Origin of the sequence: Blautia luti, assembly GCF_013304735.1 — a bacterium.
Lineage (GTDB): Bacteria > Bacillota > Clostridia > Lachnospirales > Lachnospiraceae > Blautia_A.
The window spans coordinates 44456-62622 of sequence record NZ_JAAITI010000001.1 but is presented as its reverse complement, the minus strand read 5'-3'; the positions used below and the strand labels follow the sequence as shown (position 1 = coordinate 62622).

Sequence of the window (18167 nt, the reverse complement as noted above, 5' to 3'; positions counted from 1 at the left end):
TTACTTAACCACATAGCTGTATCTATGCAGTTTTAAAGCTCCCATACCTCCTGATTCGTAGTGGAAACCGCCGCAGCCCCCGCCCCCAGCGCTCCCATTACGTCCTCTTTATCAGAGATCAGTCCCCCTGCAATCACTGGTACTCTGCTTGTTTTACATATTTTCTTGAGAATCTTCGGCATCAGACCAGGCAGCACTTCCACCACATCCGGCAGCTGCTCATGCTGATTTCCCAGATTTTCAATATTTTTAATCGCCATGGAATCAATGAGAAAAAAGCGCAGGACAGTATACATCCCGAGCTTTTTTGCCCTGCTGATCATTGATGCTTTTGTGGAAATAATTCCATCTGCATGAATATCTTTGCAAATATAATCGACAGAAACCTCTTTTGAACTCAGGCCTGTCACAAGATCAATATGTACCATAGCAATCTTTCCTGCCTGATGAATCCGTTCCACGATTTCCCCGATAGAACGAATATCGCCATACAGAATAAAAATCACCGTAAGTTCTTCTCTGCTCAGGCAGTTGGAGAGTCCCTGCTCGTCTTTCACCGCCGCTATGATCGGGTTTGCCTCGATCGCATCCAGAAATTCTCTGTTCATCTGCTTTTCCTCCGCAATATTCGCACAATATAGTCATATCTTCTCATATTATCCGAAGACATTAACTCTATTGTAACAGTTTCTTACTGCAAAGGCCAGACAGATTTGTAAGATATGTCGATATTTTCACCAAAATCAGGCAAGTCTTAACGACTTGCCTGACTCAGCAATATTATTTTTCAAATGGGAATTTGAACTGTGTAAGTCCGAATTCATCACGAAGTCCGATAAACTCTTTCTGAACTGCCTCTGTTACCGGAACTCCCTTGTCTTTACGATACATCCATACATCGTACTCTTTCTCGCCTGCTGTATAGATACGTTCCTGTCCAGGAGCTTTCTCAGATCCTCTCAGGTCTCTTAAGATATCGCCACATGTTTTCTTGAATGCTTCAGCACCCATGAATGCTTCTGTATCGATTGCGATGAAGAAATGTCCAAGATGATATGGACGGATGCTTCCATCCTCATTCTTTCCTTCCAGTGCTCTTAAGAAGATACCGGACTGAAGTGCTGCGGAAAGGATCTCAACAACTGTGGAGTATCCATATCCTTTATATCCTCCGTTTGTCTCGCCAAATCCGCCGAGAGGAGCAAGTGCAGCCTGTTTGCTGCGGATCTTCTTGAGGATCTCAACGCTGTCTGTAAGCTCCTCACCTTCTCTGGAAATAACAAGACCTTTAGGAGTATCGTGTCCGATACGTGCGTAGTATTCGATCTTGCCGTTCTGGATAACAGATGTTGCACAGTCCAGCATGAACGGGAATGGCTCATCTGTAGGCATGCTGAATGTCAGCGGGTTTGTTCCGAGCATATTCTCAACACCAAATGTAGGTGCAACGGACGGTCTTGCGTTTGTACCACTGATACCGATCATGTTCTCTTTTGTTGCGAGACCTGTCCAGTATCCTGCGATTCCATAGTGAGAAGAATTACGAACTGCAACCATACCCATGCCATACTTATGTGCTTTCTCAATACACATATCCATAGCTTTCTTGCTGGCTACCATTCCCATACCATCGTTGGCATCAATAACTGCAGTTGTTGGTGTCTCTTTGATAATATCGATCTTGGTTACCGGGTTTAAGATTCCGGCTTTGATACGATCAATGTAGATCGGTTTGAAACGGTTGCAACCATGGCTCTCAATTCCACGTCTGTCACTCTCAAGAAGTACATCAGAGCAAAGTCTTGCGTCTGCTTCCGGAACTCCTACTTTTTCAAATACAGCTGTCATAAAATCATCTGCGAGCTGCCAGGGAATAAAAGGTCTTGTTTCTTTCTCCATTGTAAAAATCCTCCATATACATTATTATAGTTTTTTTTATTTTACTTATATAGATCTGCAGCAGGACCCCCTCCTGCCGGAGATTTTAAATTTAGCCTGCCTCCTGTATGCACCTCACAGAAAGCGTCTTTACATCGCAGTGTCAATCCGCGTCTGCCACTGCTCTTCCTCTGTCCGGATAATTGGTGATGATGGAGTTTACTCCCCATTTCTTCATCCTTCTCATATCCTCTTCCTCGTTTACAGTCCAGACATTCACCCCGATCCCGTTCTGGGAACAGCTGCGTACATGTTCTTCCTTCAGGTATTCCAGATTCGGATGATAATACTGCACATCACAGGTTCTTGCATAAACGCCTGCATTGTCCACATATTTATCTACCAGAAAACCACCTGCAATGGTTTCATCGCTCTGTCTGCACAGTACGATGGAAGCATTATTAAAGGAAGAAAGAATTATCCGATCCTCCAGTCCGTATTCACAGATCATGTCGATCACTTTCTCTTCCATACCACCATAATAATAAACACTGTTCTTCAGTTCAATGTTAGTGATCAGATCTTCTTCCTCAGCCATCCATTCCAAATACTCTCTCAGAGTCGGGATCTGAAGTCTGCCGAATTTTCCGGCAAATTTATCCGGATAGCTGCAATCCAGTTTACACAGCTCATCATATGTAAGATCATAGATATATCCGCTTCCATCCGTGGTACGGTCAACCTTCTCATCGTGCATGATCACCGGAACCAGATCCTTGGTCAGCTGTACATCAAGCTCAATTCCCTCGCATCCAGCCTCCACGGCTTTCTGAAACGCCAGCATTGTATTCTCCGGATATTCTCCGCTGAAACCACGATGTCCAAATACTTTCATTCTAATCATCCTCCATTCAATGCGTTACATCGTTGTGAGCATTTTTGCTAATTTATATTTCAGATTATATCATAGCTTTTATTTATTTTCAACATTTTTCGTCTGTATTTTTTATATTTTTTTGTTATTTTTAATTAATTATTCTTTTTCTCGTTATTATTTTTTGTGCATTTTGTATATTTTATTTCATAGCAAACAAAGCGATAAAAAAGCCTTTTCAGGTTTATTTTATTCGCTTTGTCTGCCGGAGGGCTGACATATTATAAGCATACAGATCGCCATATATCTCCTTTGCAGATCACTGTATGATCTGCTTCACATTTCCTGTAGCCACGATATCCACGCCTGTACCTGCTGCATTCTCCAGGATCACATCTCCGATCTGAACCGGCGCTTCCACACATACATCCCGCAGCGCTTCCACACAGTCAAAAATCTTTTCTTTCGGAATATCCTGTGCTGTCTTTACTGACACCACCGGCATACTTCCATTCTTCACACGAACGGTCGTTGTCACGATCCTGGTCGGATTTGTCACTTCCTTCACTGCATATTCCGCACCTTTTTTACAGGTATTTCCTGTGACGGAAATGATTTCTTTTCCATTCATTTCCACCAGAAGGGCGCATCCCATAGGACATCCGATACAAGTAAGATTCCTTTTTTCCATTTTCATCACTCCTCCACCTGGATCACAAGTTCATGTTTATCCTGTTTCTGTTTTCCTTCCAGAATGGAAAGAAGCTGCTCTTTTTTCAGTTTGATCTGTTCCATCTCTCCGGGTGCTGCCACCTGTTTTTTTCTGGAAAAGATCCGTTCTCCATCCAGATATGCACGGATGTAACAATTTTTATATACATTTCCCACACGGAAGCGGACCAGCTGCTCCTCCGCCATATGACCGATACGGATCTCAGACGGCACTGTATAGCGGACTCCGTTTTTAGGCGAAAGTGTGATCTTTATCTCTTCCGGTATTTCTTCCTCGCCATTGTTGTGTATATAGAGAGCCGCATTTCTTCCTGCATTACCTGCTTCCTCTGAAACAAAATCCACCAGATCATGAACATGAAGAACATTTCCGCAGGCAAAAATACCCTCTATGTTTGTCTCCAGACTTTCGTTTACCACCGGTCCGGAAGTCACATTGCTCAGCTTCACACCTGCCTGTCCGGAAAGCTCATTCTCCGGGATCAGGCCAACAGAAAGGAGAAGCGTATCGCATTCAAAAAATTCCTCTGTACCAGGAATCGGACGTCTGTTTTCATCTACCTCTGCAAGAGTGATTCCTTCCACACGCTCTTTTCCTTTTATGTCAACCACTGTATGGCTAAGCTTCAACGGGATCCCGAAATCATCCAGGCACTGCACGATATTTCGCTTCAGGCCTCCGGAATATGGCATCAGCTCTGCCACAGCCTTAACCTCCGCACCTTCCAAAGTCATACGTCTGGCCATGATCAGTCCGATATCACCGGATCCCAGGATCACTACCTTTTTTCCCGGCATAAAGCCTTCCATGTTTACAAGGCGCTGTGCTGTTCCTGCTGAATAAATGCCTGCCGGTCGATATCCAGGAATGTTCAGTGCGCCTCGCGGTCTCTCTCTGCAGCCCATGGCAAGGATCACGGCTTTCGCCCGGATCTGATACATTCCATCCTGACGGCTCATGGCAGTGATCACCTTATCCTGGCTGATATCCATGACCATGGTATTCAGCCGGTACTCGATCCGCTGTTCTTTTACCATCCGGATAAAGCGTGCCGCATATTCCGGTCCTGTCAGTTCCTCCTGAAATGTATGAAGGCCAAATCCATTATGGATACACTGATTCAGGATCCCACCCAGTTCCTTGTCACGTTCCAGGATCAGGATACTCTCTGCTCCCTCTTTCTTTGCAGCCAGGGCTGCTGCCAGTCCTGCAGGGCCTCCGCCTATGATCACGATATCTCTCTTCACCATAATCTTATCATTCATGGTTCTCGCCCTCCTCTGCAATTTTCTTGTTGGTTCCTTCGATCAGTCTGGAAGCTCCGCCTGTTTTTGTGATCTCCTCCATGGAAATACCAAGCTCTCGGCTGAGGATCTCCATTGTTCTTGGAGAACAGAAACCTGACTGGCATCTTCCCATTCCCGCTCTTGTACGGCGCTTTACTCCGTCCAGGGATTTCGCTCCCAGAGGTCTTCGGATCGCATCCAGGATCTCTCCCTCCGAGATCATCTCACATCTGCAGATGATATTTCCATATTCCGGTGATCTTTTGATCAGCTCATTTCTTTCTTCCAGAGAAAGCTCTGACGGATCCAGGATCCCTTTTCTCACCGGATCAAAATCCGGATTTACTTCCGGATGTAATTTTTCTTTTACGATGTCAGCGACCATACAGCCGATTGCCGGCGAGCTGGTAAGTCCCGGTGATGCGATTCCTGCACAATCAATAAATCCGGGTGCATCCTCCACCTCTTCGATCACAAAATCCATACCGTCCTCGATAGCACGAAGTCCCGCAAAGCTTGTGATCACCTTCCGCAGAGGAATATCCTTTACTGTTCTGCCGGATTTGACGCTTACAGCCTCCAGACCCTCTGCAGTAGTGGCTGTTCCCTCCCGGTCCTCCAGATCCGTAGCAGTAGGGCCGACAAGAAGATTACCGTGAACAGTCTGTGTTATCAGAACTCCTTTTCCGCTCTTATTTGGAAGTGCAAAGATCGTATGATTCACATGTGCTCCTGCACTTTTATCAAGAAGCATATACTCACCCTTACGAGGAGTGATATGCAGTTTTTTCTCACTTACCATATTATGAAAAACATCCGCATAGACACCGGCAGCATTGACGATACAGCCTGTCTCAAAATCACCCTTTGAGGTTTCCACAACAAAACCATTTTCCTGTTTTCGGATGTTCTTTACTTCTGTGTCAAATTTAAATTCCACGCCATTGTTATATGCGTTCTCTGCCATTGCAATGTTCAGCTCAAAGGGACAGACAATTCCGGCTGTCGGTGCATACAGTGCTGCCAGCACCTGATCAGACAGATTCGGCTCCATGGCAAGTGCCTCTTCTCTGTCAAGGATCCTCAGTCCCTCTACTCCGTTTTTCAGTCCTCTTTCACGCAGCTTATGCAGCATGGCAATTCCATTCTCAGTTGTACAGACAGTCAGCGAACCAGTCTGTTTAAAAGGAAAATCCAGTTCCTTCGAAAGCTGTCCCATCATATTGCTGCCCTTCACATTCAGTTCCGCCATAAGGCTTCCCGGTTCTGCATCATAACCGGAATGAGCGATTCCGCTGTTTGCCTTGGAAGTTCCACAGCATACATCCTCTTCTCGCTCCAGAACGCAGATTTTCAGCCGATATCTTGAAAGCTCTCTCGCCGCTGCCGCTCCGGAAACTCCTGCTCCGATAATGATCACATCATACATAGATCTGTTTCTCCTTTCCTGTTTGCGGATCTTCTGAACTGTCCCCGGCTTTCTCTGCGCCGGAAACAGCAGAATATCCGTTGCAACACAAGCATTGCCGTCCGCAGGTAAATATTCTGCGAGGAGTACTGCTTACGAACAGCAATCTTTCAAGCGAATATGCCATTATTTTTATGCCGTAACCCTTGTAACCCTTGTAATCCTTTTGAAACATTAACATTTGTGCATAAAAATAGCCGGCATAAAAACACACTTATCCATGTGTCTTCATGCCGGTCTCTGTTCTCAATGGCATTCTCTGTATTCAGCAAGCTGAATCAGATTCCTTCTTCACTTTGTATTCATTGTATCAGACTATTCTTCATATTTCAAGTGCATTTTTCGTAAAATACATCGTTTTTTCTTTAACATGCTCTTAACTTCACCAAAAGCCTGATAAATTTCATTGTATTCCCGATCATATTTCCTCCACAGAAATAACTCCTTCCTGCTGTCTTACCTCACGAAATACAGTATGGCGTGCTTTCCATTTGGCAGCCTCCATTGTTGCCTGGATCACCACACTCTGTGTTTTGGATCTCTTTTTGATGATAACTACGTTGGAGATCAGGATGTCCTCTTCCCGGAGCTTCTTTATGACCATACTCATCTTGTCTTCATTTTCAAACTCCATATATACGTCATAGGTATTGGAATGCTCTTCCACATAAACCTCTATATATTTCGCATATTTGAACACCAGAATAAGCCCCAGCGTGGTAAAGATCGCACCGCTGTAAAAGCCGATCCCCACAGCAAGTCCGATACACGCGGAAGTCCAAAGACTGGCTGCTGTCGTAAGACCGGATACATGTCTCTGTCCTGTCACGATGATGGTTCCCACTCCAAGAAAACCGATTCCGCTGACAACCTGTGCGCCAAGTCGTGCAGTATCTCCGATTCCTGCCCCATTAGAATATACATGGATAAAATCGCCCGTCATCATAACCAGAGTTGCCCCCATACAGACGATCATATGTGTTTTTACACCTGCCACCCGTTTCTTCATTCCACGGTCAATACCGATCAGACATCCAAGAAACATCGCAAGGATCAGCCGAAACAGCGTCGATCCCATATTTAACGTGTGCAAATAATCCGATATTGCATTACATGCTCCGAGAATTCCGCCCATAAATCTGCCCCTTTCCTGTTGTATCATTATTTTCTGCCGGTGATAACGCCAACAGCGCATCACTTCATTTTGCCCTGCATAAACGCCGCAGGCCACACTCCCTGCACTTGAAAGCTGTCTAGTCAGCCGGACTCGCTCCGTCCGTCTCACTACGCAGTTTTTCATATGATCCTGTGCCCGGATATATTACCCGTAACCTCACAGCATGTAAAACAGCAGGGATACCGCCGCCAGGCGTCGGTATCCCTATCTGTTGCTCTATCTACTGATCAGAGGGCATTCTGATTATTTAATAGACTCGTTATAGTTCTCGATCGCTTTGTTTACAGAAGCTGCAAGCTGATCAACAGCGTCCTGAGTTGTGAGCTTGCCATCATATACCTGCGGCATGATCTCGTTGAATGTAAGACGGGCTTCTGTCTGTACGCCGGAGAGAACACCTGCTGTATTGCAGTTTACAGGAGAATCCTTCAGCTGGTTGATAGCTGTCTCGAAGTTCGGGTTCTCTTCAAGGTAAGCCTTCATATCATCTGTCTCATAAGCTTTCTCGTTGATCGCAAAGTATCCTGTACCCATGGACCATTTAGCCTGTACATCCGGAGTTGTGATGTACTCGATGAATTTCCATGCTGCATCTTCGTTAGCTTCGTTGCCTGTATCTGTAAGCCACAGGGATCCACCACCGATGATAACGCCGCCTTCATCATTCTGCTCGATCCTCGGAAGATATCCTGTACCAACTTCGAACGGAGAAGAATCAACTGCGTTTTTCAGGATAGCAGTAGACTCGATGATCATACCAACCTGTCCGGAGAAGAACGCTGTCTGGGTATCTGCTGTTGTTGTTCCGTAATCTTCGAAATATCCGGAATCATACAGCTTTTTCCACATATCAAATACTTTCAGGCCGCCGCCGTTGGAATCAAAATCAACAGCTGTAACTGCCTCTGTACGTCCATTGTCATTATTTCCGTATGTTACACCAAGTCCTGCAAGCTGCTGCTCAAAGAACCATCCGTAAATAGCCTGTGAATAACCAACCGGAGCTGCTCCGCTCTCTACGATCTTCTTGGCATCCTCAAGAACCTCATCATAAGTTGTCGGAGGAGTTTCCGGATCAAGTCCTGCTGCCTCAAATACGTCTTTGTTGTAATACAGCATAGGTGTGGATACGTTAAATGGCATTGCATACTGCTTGCCGTCTACGGTATAGTAGCTGCTGATAACGTCCATAACAGAGCTCTTGTCATAGCCTGTGCTCTCAAATTTGTCTTCTACAGGGATGACAGCACCACTATCATACATGAACTTTGTTCCTACGTCATACATCTGGCAGACATCCGGAAGACCGGAATCACTCTGCATAGCAGCTTTCAGTTTTGTGATGGTATCATCATAGGTTCCCTGATACTCAGCTTTAACCTCGATCTCATCCTGGGATGCGTTGAAATCATCCACGATCTGCTGAAGCACCTCACCGTTTGTGCCGCCCATTGCATGCCAGAATGTAAGTGTTGTTTTCTCAGCTGCACTTACTGAGCACGGAGCTGCCAGAGATGCAGCCATGATTCCTCCTAAAAGAATCGCCATCCATTTTTTGTTTTTCATATAGAAACCCTCCTTTTATAATGGTCCGGCCTGCCCCAATACAGGCCGGATAAATTAACGTTTTTACTACTTGCTCTTATGTAATTGGATCAACCCTTAACAGCACCAGCTGTCAGACCACTGATCATCTGTTTCTGACCAATGATGAATACAAGGATTGAAGGAATCAGGATGACCATGGCACCAGCCATAACCGGTCGGAAGTCTGTTGCCTCAGCACCCTGGAGCATACCAAGACCGATCTGAACAGTTCTCATATTTACACTGTCTGTTACAAGCAGTGGCCACAGATAGTAGTTCCAGCTCTGAAGGAATACATAGATGATCAGAGCACCAAGTGATGGTTTGATAAGCGGAACACCGATGGTATATAAGAACTTGAAGTTTGTACATCCGTCAATTTCAGCTGCCTCATGAATCTCTTTCGGCAGTGTCAGGAATGCCTGACGCATGTTGAATACCGCAAAAGCTGCTGCTGCGTTCGGAAGAATCAGCGCTGCGTATGTATTACGGATACCCCAGTCAGCGATTGTCAGGTAGTTTGCAATGATGATCGCCTGGCTTGGGATCATCATGGTTGCCAGCATGATATAGAACAGGACTTTTTTGCCCTTGAATTCCATCATTGCAAAAGCATAAGCTGCAAGAGCACCTGTGACAACCTGAGCAAATGTGATAACACCGGATACGATCAGTGAGTTCTTAATGAAAGTAAAGAACGGTGCCAGCTGGAATGCTCTTGTGTAGTTCTCAAGGGTCAGATGAGACGGCCAGAACTTTCCGCCGTAGATTTCCTTCAGATCCATCATACTAACATTGAAGCAGTATACAACAGGAACGATAATAATAATTGCAAAAATAATATTCAGCGCATACATCGCCACTTTTACATATGGTTTTTCTTTCATCAGTAGGTCACCTTCTTTTCCAGTCTAAACTGCAGTGCAGTCAGGATGATCAAAATAACAAACAGAATTACGGATTCTGAACAGGCCACACCGAAACGGCTGTTGATAAATGCCTCCTGGTAAATCTCATACACGATAACGTTGGTACTCTCTGCCGGTCCACCCTGGGTCATCATCTTGAACTCTGCGTATGCCTGTACGGAGTTGATAACATTGATGATGAGAAGGAAGAACAGTGTCGGAGAGATTGACGGAATCGTTACATGGCGGTGCTTCTGGAAGAAATTCGCTCCATCCAGGGCAACACTCTCATAAAGCTCAGACGGTACACTCTGGATCGCTGCAGTAAGGTAAATGAAATTCATACCGATCGCCATCCATACACTAACGATCGTAACTGCGATCAGTGCATATTTCTTATCTGTCAGCCATCCGATATGAGTTCCGAGAACCTTGTTCAGGATACCCAGAGAGCTGTGGAAAATAAACATGAACACTACAGATGCCGCTGCTGCGGAAATAGCCATCGGAAGTGCATATACAGTACGGAAAAATCCCTTCGCCCTGATCTTCTCTGTACTGATGATCGCCAGTATAAAGCCGATCACAATAGAAAGGATAACTCGCATAACAGAGAACTTCAGTGTTGTCACCAAGCTGTTAAGGAACGTTCCGTCTGTGAAAATATTCGTATAGTTGTCAAGTCCTACATACTGTGCCACCTGACCAAGAGGTGTGGTTCTGGCAAAGCTCAGCTGGATCGTCTTAACGAACGGCCAGAATACAAACAGTATAAAAAGGATCATTACAGGAACCAGATAGAGATAAGGCTCCACTGTCCTGAAAAAAGATTTTTTACTTTTCATTGTATATCACCTGCTTTTCATAAATTTACGTACTACCGATCAGCTGCATCATCACGATATCTCTGTCCCCCTGACAGTGCTGATCATGTTGCTCATTACACATTCTGCTGAAAAACATTTCCGTTATATATTCCAGCAATTACCCCAATACATTAAGCAAAACTCTCATTTACGTTCTGCTGTCAAAATGCCCTCTCACTACCCTCCTTTGTATTTGCGTGTTTGTTATCTTTACCAACTTTTTACCAAATGATAACACATTTCTTTCATATAATCAACAGTTATTTCCCTATTTTTCAATATTTCTTTATTTATTTTGAACAATTATTATTTGATAGTAATTATTTTTTTATCTATTTTATACAATTTATCGTACTTCAATAAGGCAATCCATTCTGATCACCTTTTCTAAAAAACAGATAAAAAAATCGGCAGAAAATAACACATCCTTCGATGTATATCTTCTGCCGTTCTCTCTTCTCAATGGCATCATCTGTTTTTATACAAAACAGACACAATCTCAACTTGTTAACCCAGATTATACAGTAAAATCCACTATAAATCAAGGCTAAACACATATTTTTTATGCAAATCTTATAAATACTTTTTTCACAAGCAAGTCATTTCATTACACAGAAATTGTCTTTATTTCACAGCCATTGTAGAACAATTATACTTTTTTCTTCCTGTACCAGGATATTAAATACAAAACTATACCAAAAATTATCAAAAATGGAGCAACTGCCACCAAAACAGTTGTTAAAAGTATCACAATTAACGCTGCAATGGCGATCACGATTGCCTTTCCATACCATGTGCTCAGATCCAGTTTAAAGCTTCTTGCCTTTCCGGCACTGCTCTCCGTCCCATTATCCGCATAATCATCTGCACCGTAGCTCTCTTCAGAATAACCGGACTCATCATAAACAGCTGCACTGTCATCTGTATCGATCAAAGTCTTGGCGATCAGCCTGGGATCCCCCAGTTCTGCCAGGACATCTGATTCACTTCGGCCGTTCCGGACCTGAGACTGAATGTAATCCTCATAATACCGCACATGAGCCGCAGCTCTCCCATGGGTCATCTGTCCGGACAGCTGCCCCCGTAAAACCTCAAGAAACTCTCTTCTGCTCATAAATATGTCAAACCTTTCTTATGAAATATAATGAAAAAAACAAAACTCAAAACAACTCCAGAAACCTCACCTTGAAAACTTCTGCAAATTCTTTTTTATTACTCTCTTAAAATTTTTCTCATTATACCATAACCCATAAATTTAAATCAGAAACAAATCATAAAATTTTGATTAAAAAATAAAAAATCATAGTACAGCGCAAAGGGCGGTTCATTTCCGGATGCCGCCACAGCCGCATTCGGAAACGAATCGCCCTCCATGACGTTCGTTATGCCGTCAAAAATCACTCAACATGAACAGCCCCTGTACTCCTGATATTCATCGGATAGACATTTTCCCTTCCAACATACTGAGCCATATAGTCCACATACGCATCTGCATTCTCGATCGGAAGCACGCACATGATAACGCCTGCAAAACCACCACCATGAACTCTGCAGATACCAGCACCGATCTTATTCAGAAACAGCTTGGTAAGCGCCAGACTCAACGTGATCTTCTGCTCCTTGCAATTCTGCAGAGAATAACAGTTCTGCAGCCACTCCCAAGAAGAATTACCGGACTCCTCAAGAAGACGCAGGAATCCCTCACCGTCTTTATTCTCAACAGCCTTCACAGCATCCGCAACACGTCTGTTTTCTTCATAGAAATGCATTGCACGAAGAACCGCACGGTCATTTGGGATATCCTTAACATGAGCAAGAAGGTTCTCCATATTGGACTCACAGAGAAGCTCCACGCCCATAGCTTTTGCAGCCTCACGCATCTCCATAGGAATGGAAGAATATTCTTCACTGAGATCAGCATGGCCCTTGCCAGTGTTTACAATCACAAGTCTGCATCCCATCTCTTCAAAGGAAAATGCAATCTTTTCACAGCTGATATTCTCTTTATCAGAGAAATCCAGAAGGATCGGGCCGCCGGCAGCACATGCCATCTGGTCCATCAGGCCGGAAGCTTTTTTCCAATATACATTCTCTGCGTACTGTCCTGCTCTTGCATACTCGCCGTACTCCAGTTTTCCTTCATTAAAGAAGTAATTGGTGATCGCACATACAAGCATCTCAAAAGAAGCAGAAGAACTTACACCGGCTGCCGCAATAACCTTGGTAGAAACATAGGCATCAAAACCGCCAGTTGCATAGCCTTTTTTCTTCATATATTCCATGATACCTGCCACAAGAGCATCGGTACCCTTGGTATAGGTCTCTGTACTCAGCTTGTCGAGATCTACAACCACTTCCTGTCTGTAGCCCTCACTGATCATATGAATCACATTGGTGCCGTTTGGGTAAGCTGCACCGATGGTGTCCAGATCGATACTTGCAGCAATAATCTGTCCGCCGTTATGGTCAACATGATTACCGATAATTTCGGTACGTCCCGGAGCGGTAAAGAACTCTGCCTTGTCATGATGATATTTCTTCTCAAAATTTACTGCAAGATTGGTATAACGTGCACTGCTCTCCTCTGTCTCACCGTAGATTTTTTTCAGCACATCTGCTGCCGGAATTTTAATTGTTCCCATTTTCATTTCCTCCTGTTTTTGCAAAATTTCCGTACATTTTCTGGATGCTTGATCCTTTAATTTTATTATAACAGCCCTTTTTTTTCTGTCCATAAAGATTTTGCGTAAAAACAGTATTATTTTGTGGTCGTCACAGTTTTTCCTGGCTCCAGGAGATATTCTTTTCCACAGTAGATCAGCGTTCCGCCGGAAACAGAACTTTCTACGGACAGAATTTTTTCATCCCATTTTACATGAACCATTCCGCCTTTTACCGGGAATGTACAGTCCACAGACTCAAAAGTATCTGTCTCTGGTTTCACAGTAAAACTCTTATATGCAGTATCTGTAAGCTGAATTCCCGCAAAATATCTTCCAAGAAGATAAATCGGGCTTGCAGCCCACGCATGGCAGAAACTCTTTCCAAAGGGATCTCCGTACATTTCGTACTGTTCTTCCGGTTTTTTCTCCGGATCAAATTCCTCCCAGAATGTTACCGCACCCTGGGAGAGCATGCCACCCCAGTAACTTTCCATCATTTTTTTCACATCCTCAAACCGGCCCATTGCACACATGGCCTCAAGCTCATAAAATTTGAAGTATGGCGTTGTGATCTGTGGAATTTTGTCATTTTCAATCACATTCTTCATAAGAAGTTCTTTTCTCGCATCATCCGCAAATCCAAAGAGAATGGCAAAAATATTGGCATGACGTGTCACATTGTTTTTGCCGGATGAAAAGCTGTCGATATAGGCACCTTTCTCCTCATTCCAGTAGAATTTCTCAATCTTAGAAGCAAGAGCCTGATATTTTTTCTCCCATGCAGAACCATCTCCCAGAACCAGCTCATCTGCCTGGGCCATCGTCTGATAACACATGGCAAGAAGCATCTGCTCTGCACAGATCGCTCCTTCTTTATCCATATCTGCCCAGTCTACAAAGATCCAGTCGCCTTCGCGCCCTACGATAAATCCGTTCTCATCCAGCTGTCCGCCCAGAAACTCCATCATTGCAGTCATTCTCGGATAAATCGCTTTTACAAATTCCTCATCGCCGGTCATGCGGTAATGGTTCAGGATTCCGATCACCCAGTACATGGAATAATCCACAATGGTATTGATATGCTGGCGGATCGGGCTGTTTCCGATCAGAGCCCAGAGCGTTCTGCGGTTGATATCCTCATCAAACATCAGATACTGATTCACAAAATAACTCTGATATGCATCCCCGGACCAGATCCAGCGGTCACGTTTCACACCATCAATAAAGAAGATTCCGCTGCAGAGTTGGAAAGTCCATACTGCCACGTCCCAGATCTTATTCACCAGCTCATCGGAAGAAGAAAAGGACGCCCGAACCGGAATATCCACATACTGGTGAACTGCCTTTATGCTGATCTCATCTTTATGTACGCCCGGTATGAACACATAGCGAAACGCCCTGCGGATAATCTCATCTTCCGGCGTATGCAGCGTCTGGCTGTAATAACAGTTCACCGTATCTCTGGCTTCTGTCTCAGACTCACCATAGCACAGTGTCATTTCACGGAATCCTTTTGGAAATTCTGCCTTCAGAATAGCTGTAAGCTCTGTCTCAAATACAAACAGGACTCCGGATTCATCCTCACGGATCTCAGATGGAAAATATTCTTTTTCATCGTATACCCATATGGACGGATCCTGTTCCCTTGCTGTGTAGATCTCATTGTATCCCACCGGTACCGGATCGCTGACAAAATCATCTGCAAGCCATCCCCGATTGGAAGTGATGGTTTCTCCTTCAATCCGCACAGATGGTACACCGGACGGCATCCCTGCGTAAATCTCAAATTTCTGTTTTCCAGGTCCGCACACAACTGGTTCCCCGAAACGTTTTTTTACATCATTGATGCGGTAATAACCAAGGCAGTTGGCATACACCGTAACCGTCTCTTCTTTTTCCAGATTATATTCTCTTGTAAAACGTACATGTTTTCTGCAGTCATCCAGATGGTAATAAGCCGGCCAGATAAAGCCTCTCTCTTCTCTGCTGAAGTTCTGCATCATTCCATGATAAATTTCAAAATCTCCAGGATACCAGATCCAATGTGATCGATTCATATATTTCTCCTTTATTATGATTCTCATATATTGTTTTTTGTTCTTACCGTGGATCATCTTATCCCATTTATCATCGACTGTCCATGCACAAATCATCACACTGCATGGATTTATGAATCACTTTCTGGTAAAATAAATTTCAAAAGGAAGAAAGGAGATATTTCATGCAGATTATTACCAACAACGCAGGCAAAGAACTGAAAAAGCACGGAGACAACGCCTTTCCTTTTCTGGTAAGTTATGAACGTCTTTCCGGCTATGAAACCGGCTCCTTTCTGTGGCACTGGCATCCCGAAATCGAACTTACCTATGTAAAAAAAGGCGAAATGCTTTACAAGGTCAATCAGAACACCTTTCACCTGAAAGAAGGCCAGGCGCTTTTTGGCAATGCCAATGCCCTTCATGCAGGTTATATGTACCAGAATCAGGACTGCCAGTACATTCCCGTAACCTTTGACCCGAAGCTGATCTACGGGTTTTCCGGAAGTGCCCTCTTCCAGAAATACACGGAACCCATACTCCGCAGTTTTTCTCTCTCTGCCGTACCCCTGGATTTTTCCTGTGACTGGCACCAGGACGCTGTGGAAGATATCCGGCAGATGATCCGTCTGGACAGCCAGCATCCTCCTATGTATGAATTTGAAATCATCGCCCGCCTGCAGCATTTCTGGAAAGTTTTGTGCTCCAATACGCTTGCTCAGGCAGCTGCCCCTTCTGTACAGGATGAAGAAAATTACCGCAGAATTCGCCGGATTATGTCCTATATTGCAGATCATTATTCCGAAAAAATCCTCCTGGATGACATTGCGAACCTGATTCACTTAAGTCCCAGCGAATGCAGCCGTCTTTTCAAAAAGTGCATGAATATTACACTGTTCGGCTACATTCAGGAATACCGGATCGAGAGAAGTCTGGATTATCTGGAAAATTCTTCCTGTTCCATTACAGAAGCAGGATTACTATCCGGTTTTTCGGACTCTAATTATTACACAAAAGTTTTCACAAAAATAAAAGGCTGTACGCCCAGACAATACAGAAAAAAACAGGAGCTGTGATTTTTTCTCACATGCCCCTGTTTTTAATATCACTCTTATTTCATAAAATTCAGAACAGCTCTTTCATCGTCGGATACAGCTTACGGAATTTCTGATACTTCTCTTCATATTTTGCAACCAGCTCCGGATCCGGTTCTACGGTATCTACGACTTTAACCATTTTTTTGCAGATGGTCTCCACATCCGGATATGCACCGCATCCTACGGCTGCCAGCATGGCACCACCCATGGACGGGCCTTCTTCGTTCTCCGGTACATCCACTTTCAGGTTCATTACATTGGCAATGATCTTTTTCCAGAGAGGGCTCTTGGCACCGCCGCCGCAGATCTTGGTGCGCTCAATACTGATTCCAAGGCTTCTTGCAACCTCCAGGGAATCACGCAGACCAAAAGCAACACCCTCCAGAACTGCCTGTGTCATATCTGCTCTTGTGGTATCCATAGACATTCCGAAGAATACACCTCTTGCATCCGGATTGTTGTGCGGAGATCTTTCTCCCATCAGATACGGAAGGAAGAATACCTGATTTTCACCAAGTTTCTGGATCGGCGCCTGCTCTGCCACGAAATCTTTTGTCTGAAGGATCTCTTCTGACCACCATTTGTTGCAGGAAGCAGCGCTTAACATGCATCCCATCAGGTGATAGCTTCCATCTGCATGGTCGAAAGAATGCAGTGCATTGTTTTCATCTACTCCGAAATCTTTGCTGGAAATAAAGATCGTACCGGATGTTCCAAGGGAAATGTTGCACTGTCCGTCACCAACGGTTCCGGTTCCCACAGCTGCTGCCGCATTGTCACCTGCACCAGCCACAACTTTCACATCCTCTGAGAAACCAAGCTCTTTTGCCACCTCCGGTTTCAGAGTTCCGACCACCTGCCAGCTCTCATACAGCTTCGGAAGCTGCTCTTCTGTAATATGGCAGATTTCAAGCATTTCTTTTGACCAGCAGCGGTTCTTCACATCCAGAAGAAGCATACCGGAAGCATCGGATACATCCGTGCAGAAAGATCCGCTTAAGCGATAAGCAAGATAATCTTTCGGGAGCATGATCTTTACAACTTTTTTGAAATTCTCAGGCTCATTTTTCTGCATCCAGAGGATCTTCGGTGCCGTGAATCCTGCAAATGCGATGTTTGCAGTATACTGAGAAAGTTTGTCTTTTCCGATAACTGTGTTGAGATATTCCGTCTCCTCACCGGTACGTCCGTCATTCCAGAGGATCGCTGGACGGATCACGTTATCATCTTTGTCCAGGGTTACAAGGCCGTGCATCTGGCCGCCAAAACCGATTCCAGCTACTTCCTTGCGGTCGATTCCCTCTGTGAGTTCTTTGATGCCTTCCATGCTTTTAGTAAACCAGTCTTCCGGGTTCTGCTCAGACCAGCCCGGATGGGGGAAGAACAGCGGATATTCTTTGGATACGATGTTGCAGATCTTTCCGGATTCTTCCATAAGAAGAAGTTTTACAGCGGAAGTTCCAAGATCAACGCCAATATAATACATAATAATTTTCCTCCTGTAAATGTCTGTAAACGGGAAAACCGCGGCTCTCAGTTCGCAGCGTCTGCACGCCTGAGAGCTCGCGGTTTCCAAATCATATTTATTTACCTG

The 18167-nt window shown here is 44.5% G+C and carries 15 protein-coding genes; 1 reads left to right on the top strand and 14 read right to left on the bottom strand.

What is annotated here, in order from left to right:
* Positions 1 to 32: 32 nt before the first annotated feature.
* The 13 genes from G5B06_RS00305 to G5B06_RS00245 all read right to left on the bottom strand — a co-directional run bounded on the left by G5B06_RS00305 (position 33) and on the right by G5B06_RS00245 (position 15497).
* Positions 33 to 608: a glycerol-3-phosphate responsive antiterminator gene (locus tag G5B06_RS00305; RefSeq protein WP_148445048.1), complete on the bottom strand. Its 576-nt coding sequence runs from the start codon at positions 606 to 608 to the stop codon at positions 33 to 35.
* A 172-nt stretch (positions 609 to 780) separates the two neighbouring features.
* A complete protein-coding gene (locus G5B06_RS00300; protein WP_021976754.1) occupies positions 781 to 1899 on the bottom strand; it encodes an Ldh family oxidoreductase in 1119 nt (372 codons plus the stop codon).
* 142 nt (positions 1900 to 2041) lie between these two features.
* Positions 2042 to 2773 (bottom strand): glycerophosphodiester phosphodiesterase, encoded by a 732-nt coding sequence (locus G5B06_RS00295; protein WP_148445049.1) that lies wholly within the window; start codon positions 2771 to 2773, stop codon positions 2042 to 2044.
* A 298-nt stretch (positions 2774 to 3071) separates the two neighbouring features.
* The gene (locus G5B06_RS00290) at positions 3072 to 3443 is read right to left on the bottom strand and encodes a DUF1667 domain-containing protein (RefSeq protein WP_148445050.1); all 372 of its coding nucleotides are present in this window, start codon (positions 3441 to 3443) and stop codon (positions 3072 to 3074) included.
* 5 nt (positions 3444 to 3448) lie between these two features.
* On the bottom strand, positions 3449 to 4735 hold the full coding sequence (locus tag G5B06_RS00285) for an NAD(P)/FAD-dependent oxidoreductase (RefSeq protein WP_173762712.1): 1287 nt from the start codon (positions 4733 to 4735) through the stop codon (positions 3449 to 3451).
* A gap of 7 nt (positions 4736 to 4742) precedes the next feature.
* Positions 4743 to 6200 carry an NAD(P)/FAD-dependent oxidoreductase gene (locus G5B06_RS00280; protein ID WP_173762708.1) on the bottom strand — a complete coding sequence of 486 codons (1458 nt, stop codon included), beginning with the start codon at positions 6198 to 6200 and terminating at the stop codon, positions 4743 to 4745.
* A gap of 457 nt (positions 6201 to 6657) precedes the next feature.
* A complete protein-coding gene (locus G5B06_RS00275) occupies positions 6658 to 7539 on the bottom strand; it encodes an MgtC/SapB family protein (protein WP_148445052.1) in 882 nt (293 codons plus the stop codon).
* A 120-nt stretch (positions 7540 to 7659) separates the two neighbouring features.
* A complete protein-coding gene (locus tag G5B06_RS00270; RefSeq protein ID WP_148445053.1) occupies positions 7660 to 8982 on the bottom strand; it encodes an ABC transporter substrate-binding protein in 1323 nt (440 codons plus the stop codon).
* 89 nt (positions 8983 to 9071) lie between these two features.
* On the bottom strand, positions 9072 to 9890 hold the full coding sequence (locus tag G5B06_RS00265; RefSeq protein WP_243278885.1) for a carbohydrate ABC transporter permease: 819 nt from the start codon (positions 9888 to 9890) through the stop codon (positions 9072 to 9074).
* Positions 9890 to 10756 carry a carbohydrate ABC transporter permease gene (locus G5B06_RS00260; protein WP_243278886.1) on the bottom strand — a complete coding sequence of 289 codons (867 nt, stop codon included), beginning with the start codon at positions 10754 to 10756 and terminating at the stop codon, positions 9890 to 9892. The genes G5B06_RS00265 and G5B06_RS00260 overlap by 1 nt, the downstream gene beginning before the upstream one ends.
* A 670-nt stretch (positions 10757 to 11426) precedes the next feature.
* Positions 11427 to 11891, bottom strand: coding sequence for a DUF1700 domain-containing protein (locus G5B06_RS00255; RefSeq protein WP_148445054.1), 465 nt, complete (start codon positions 11889 to 11891; stop codon positions 11427 to 11429).
* Between the two features lie 283 nt (positions 11892 to 12174).
* Entirely contained in the window at positions 12175 to 13419 is a 1245-nt protein-coding gene (locus tag G5B06_RS00250; RefSeq protein ID WP_173762707.1) for a galactokinase, read from the bottom strand.
* A 116-nt stretch (positions 13420 to 13535) separates the two neighbouring features.
* A complete protein-coding gene (locus G5B06_RS00245) occupies positions 13536 to 15497 on the bottom strand; it encodes an amylo-alpha-1,6-glucosidase (protein ID WP_173762706.1) in 1962 nt (653 codons plus the stop codon).
* Positions 15498 to 15661: 164 nt separating this feature from the next.
* Between G5B06_RS00245 and G5B06_RS00240 the strand changes: the two genes are divergently transcribed.
* Positions 15662 to 16552 (top strand): helix-turn-helix domain-containing protein, encoded by an 891-nt coding sequence (locus tag G5B06_RS00240; RefSeq protein WP_173762705.1) that lies wholly within the window; start codon positions 15662 to 15664, stop codon positions 16550 to 16552.
* Between the two features lie 49 nt (positions 16553 to 16601).
* Here G5B06_RS00240 and xylB read toward each other — a convergent pair whose 3' ends face one another.
* Positions 16602 to 18059: a xylulokinase gene (xylB, locus tag G5B06_RS00235; protein ID WP_173762704.1), complete on the bottom strand. Its 1458-nt coding sequence runs from the start codon at positions 18057 to 18059 to the stop codon at positions 16602 to 16604.
* Positions 18060 to 18167 lie beyond the last annotated feature (108 nt).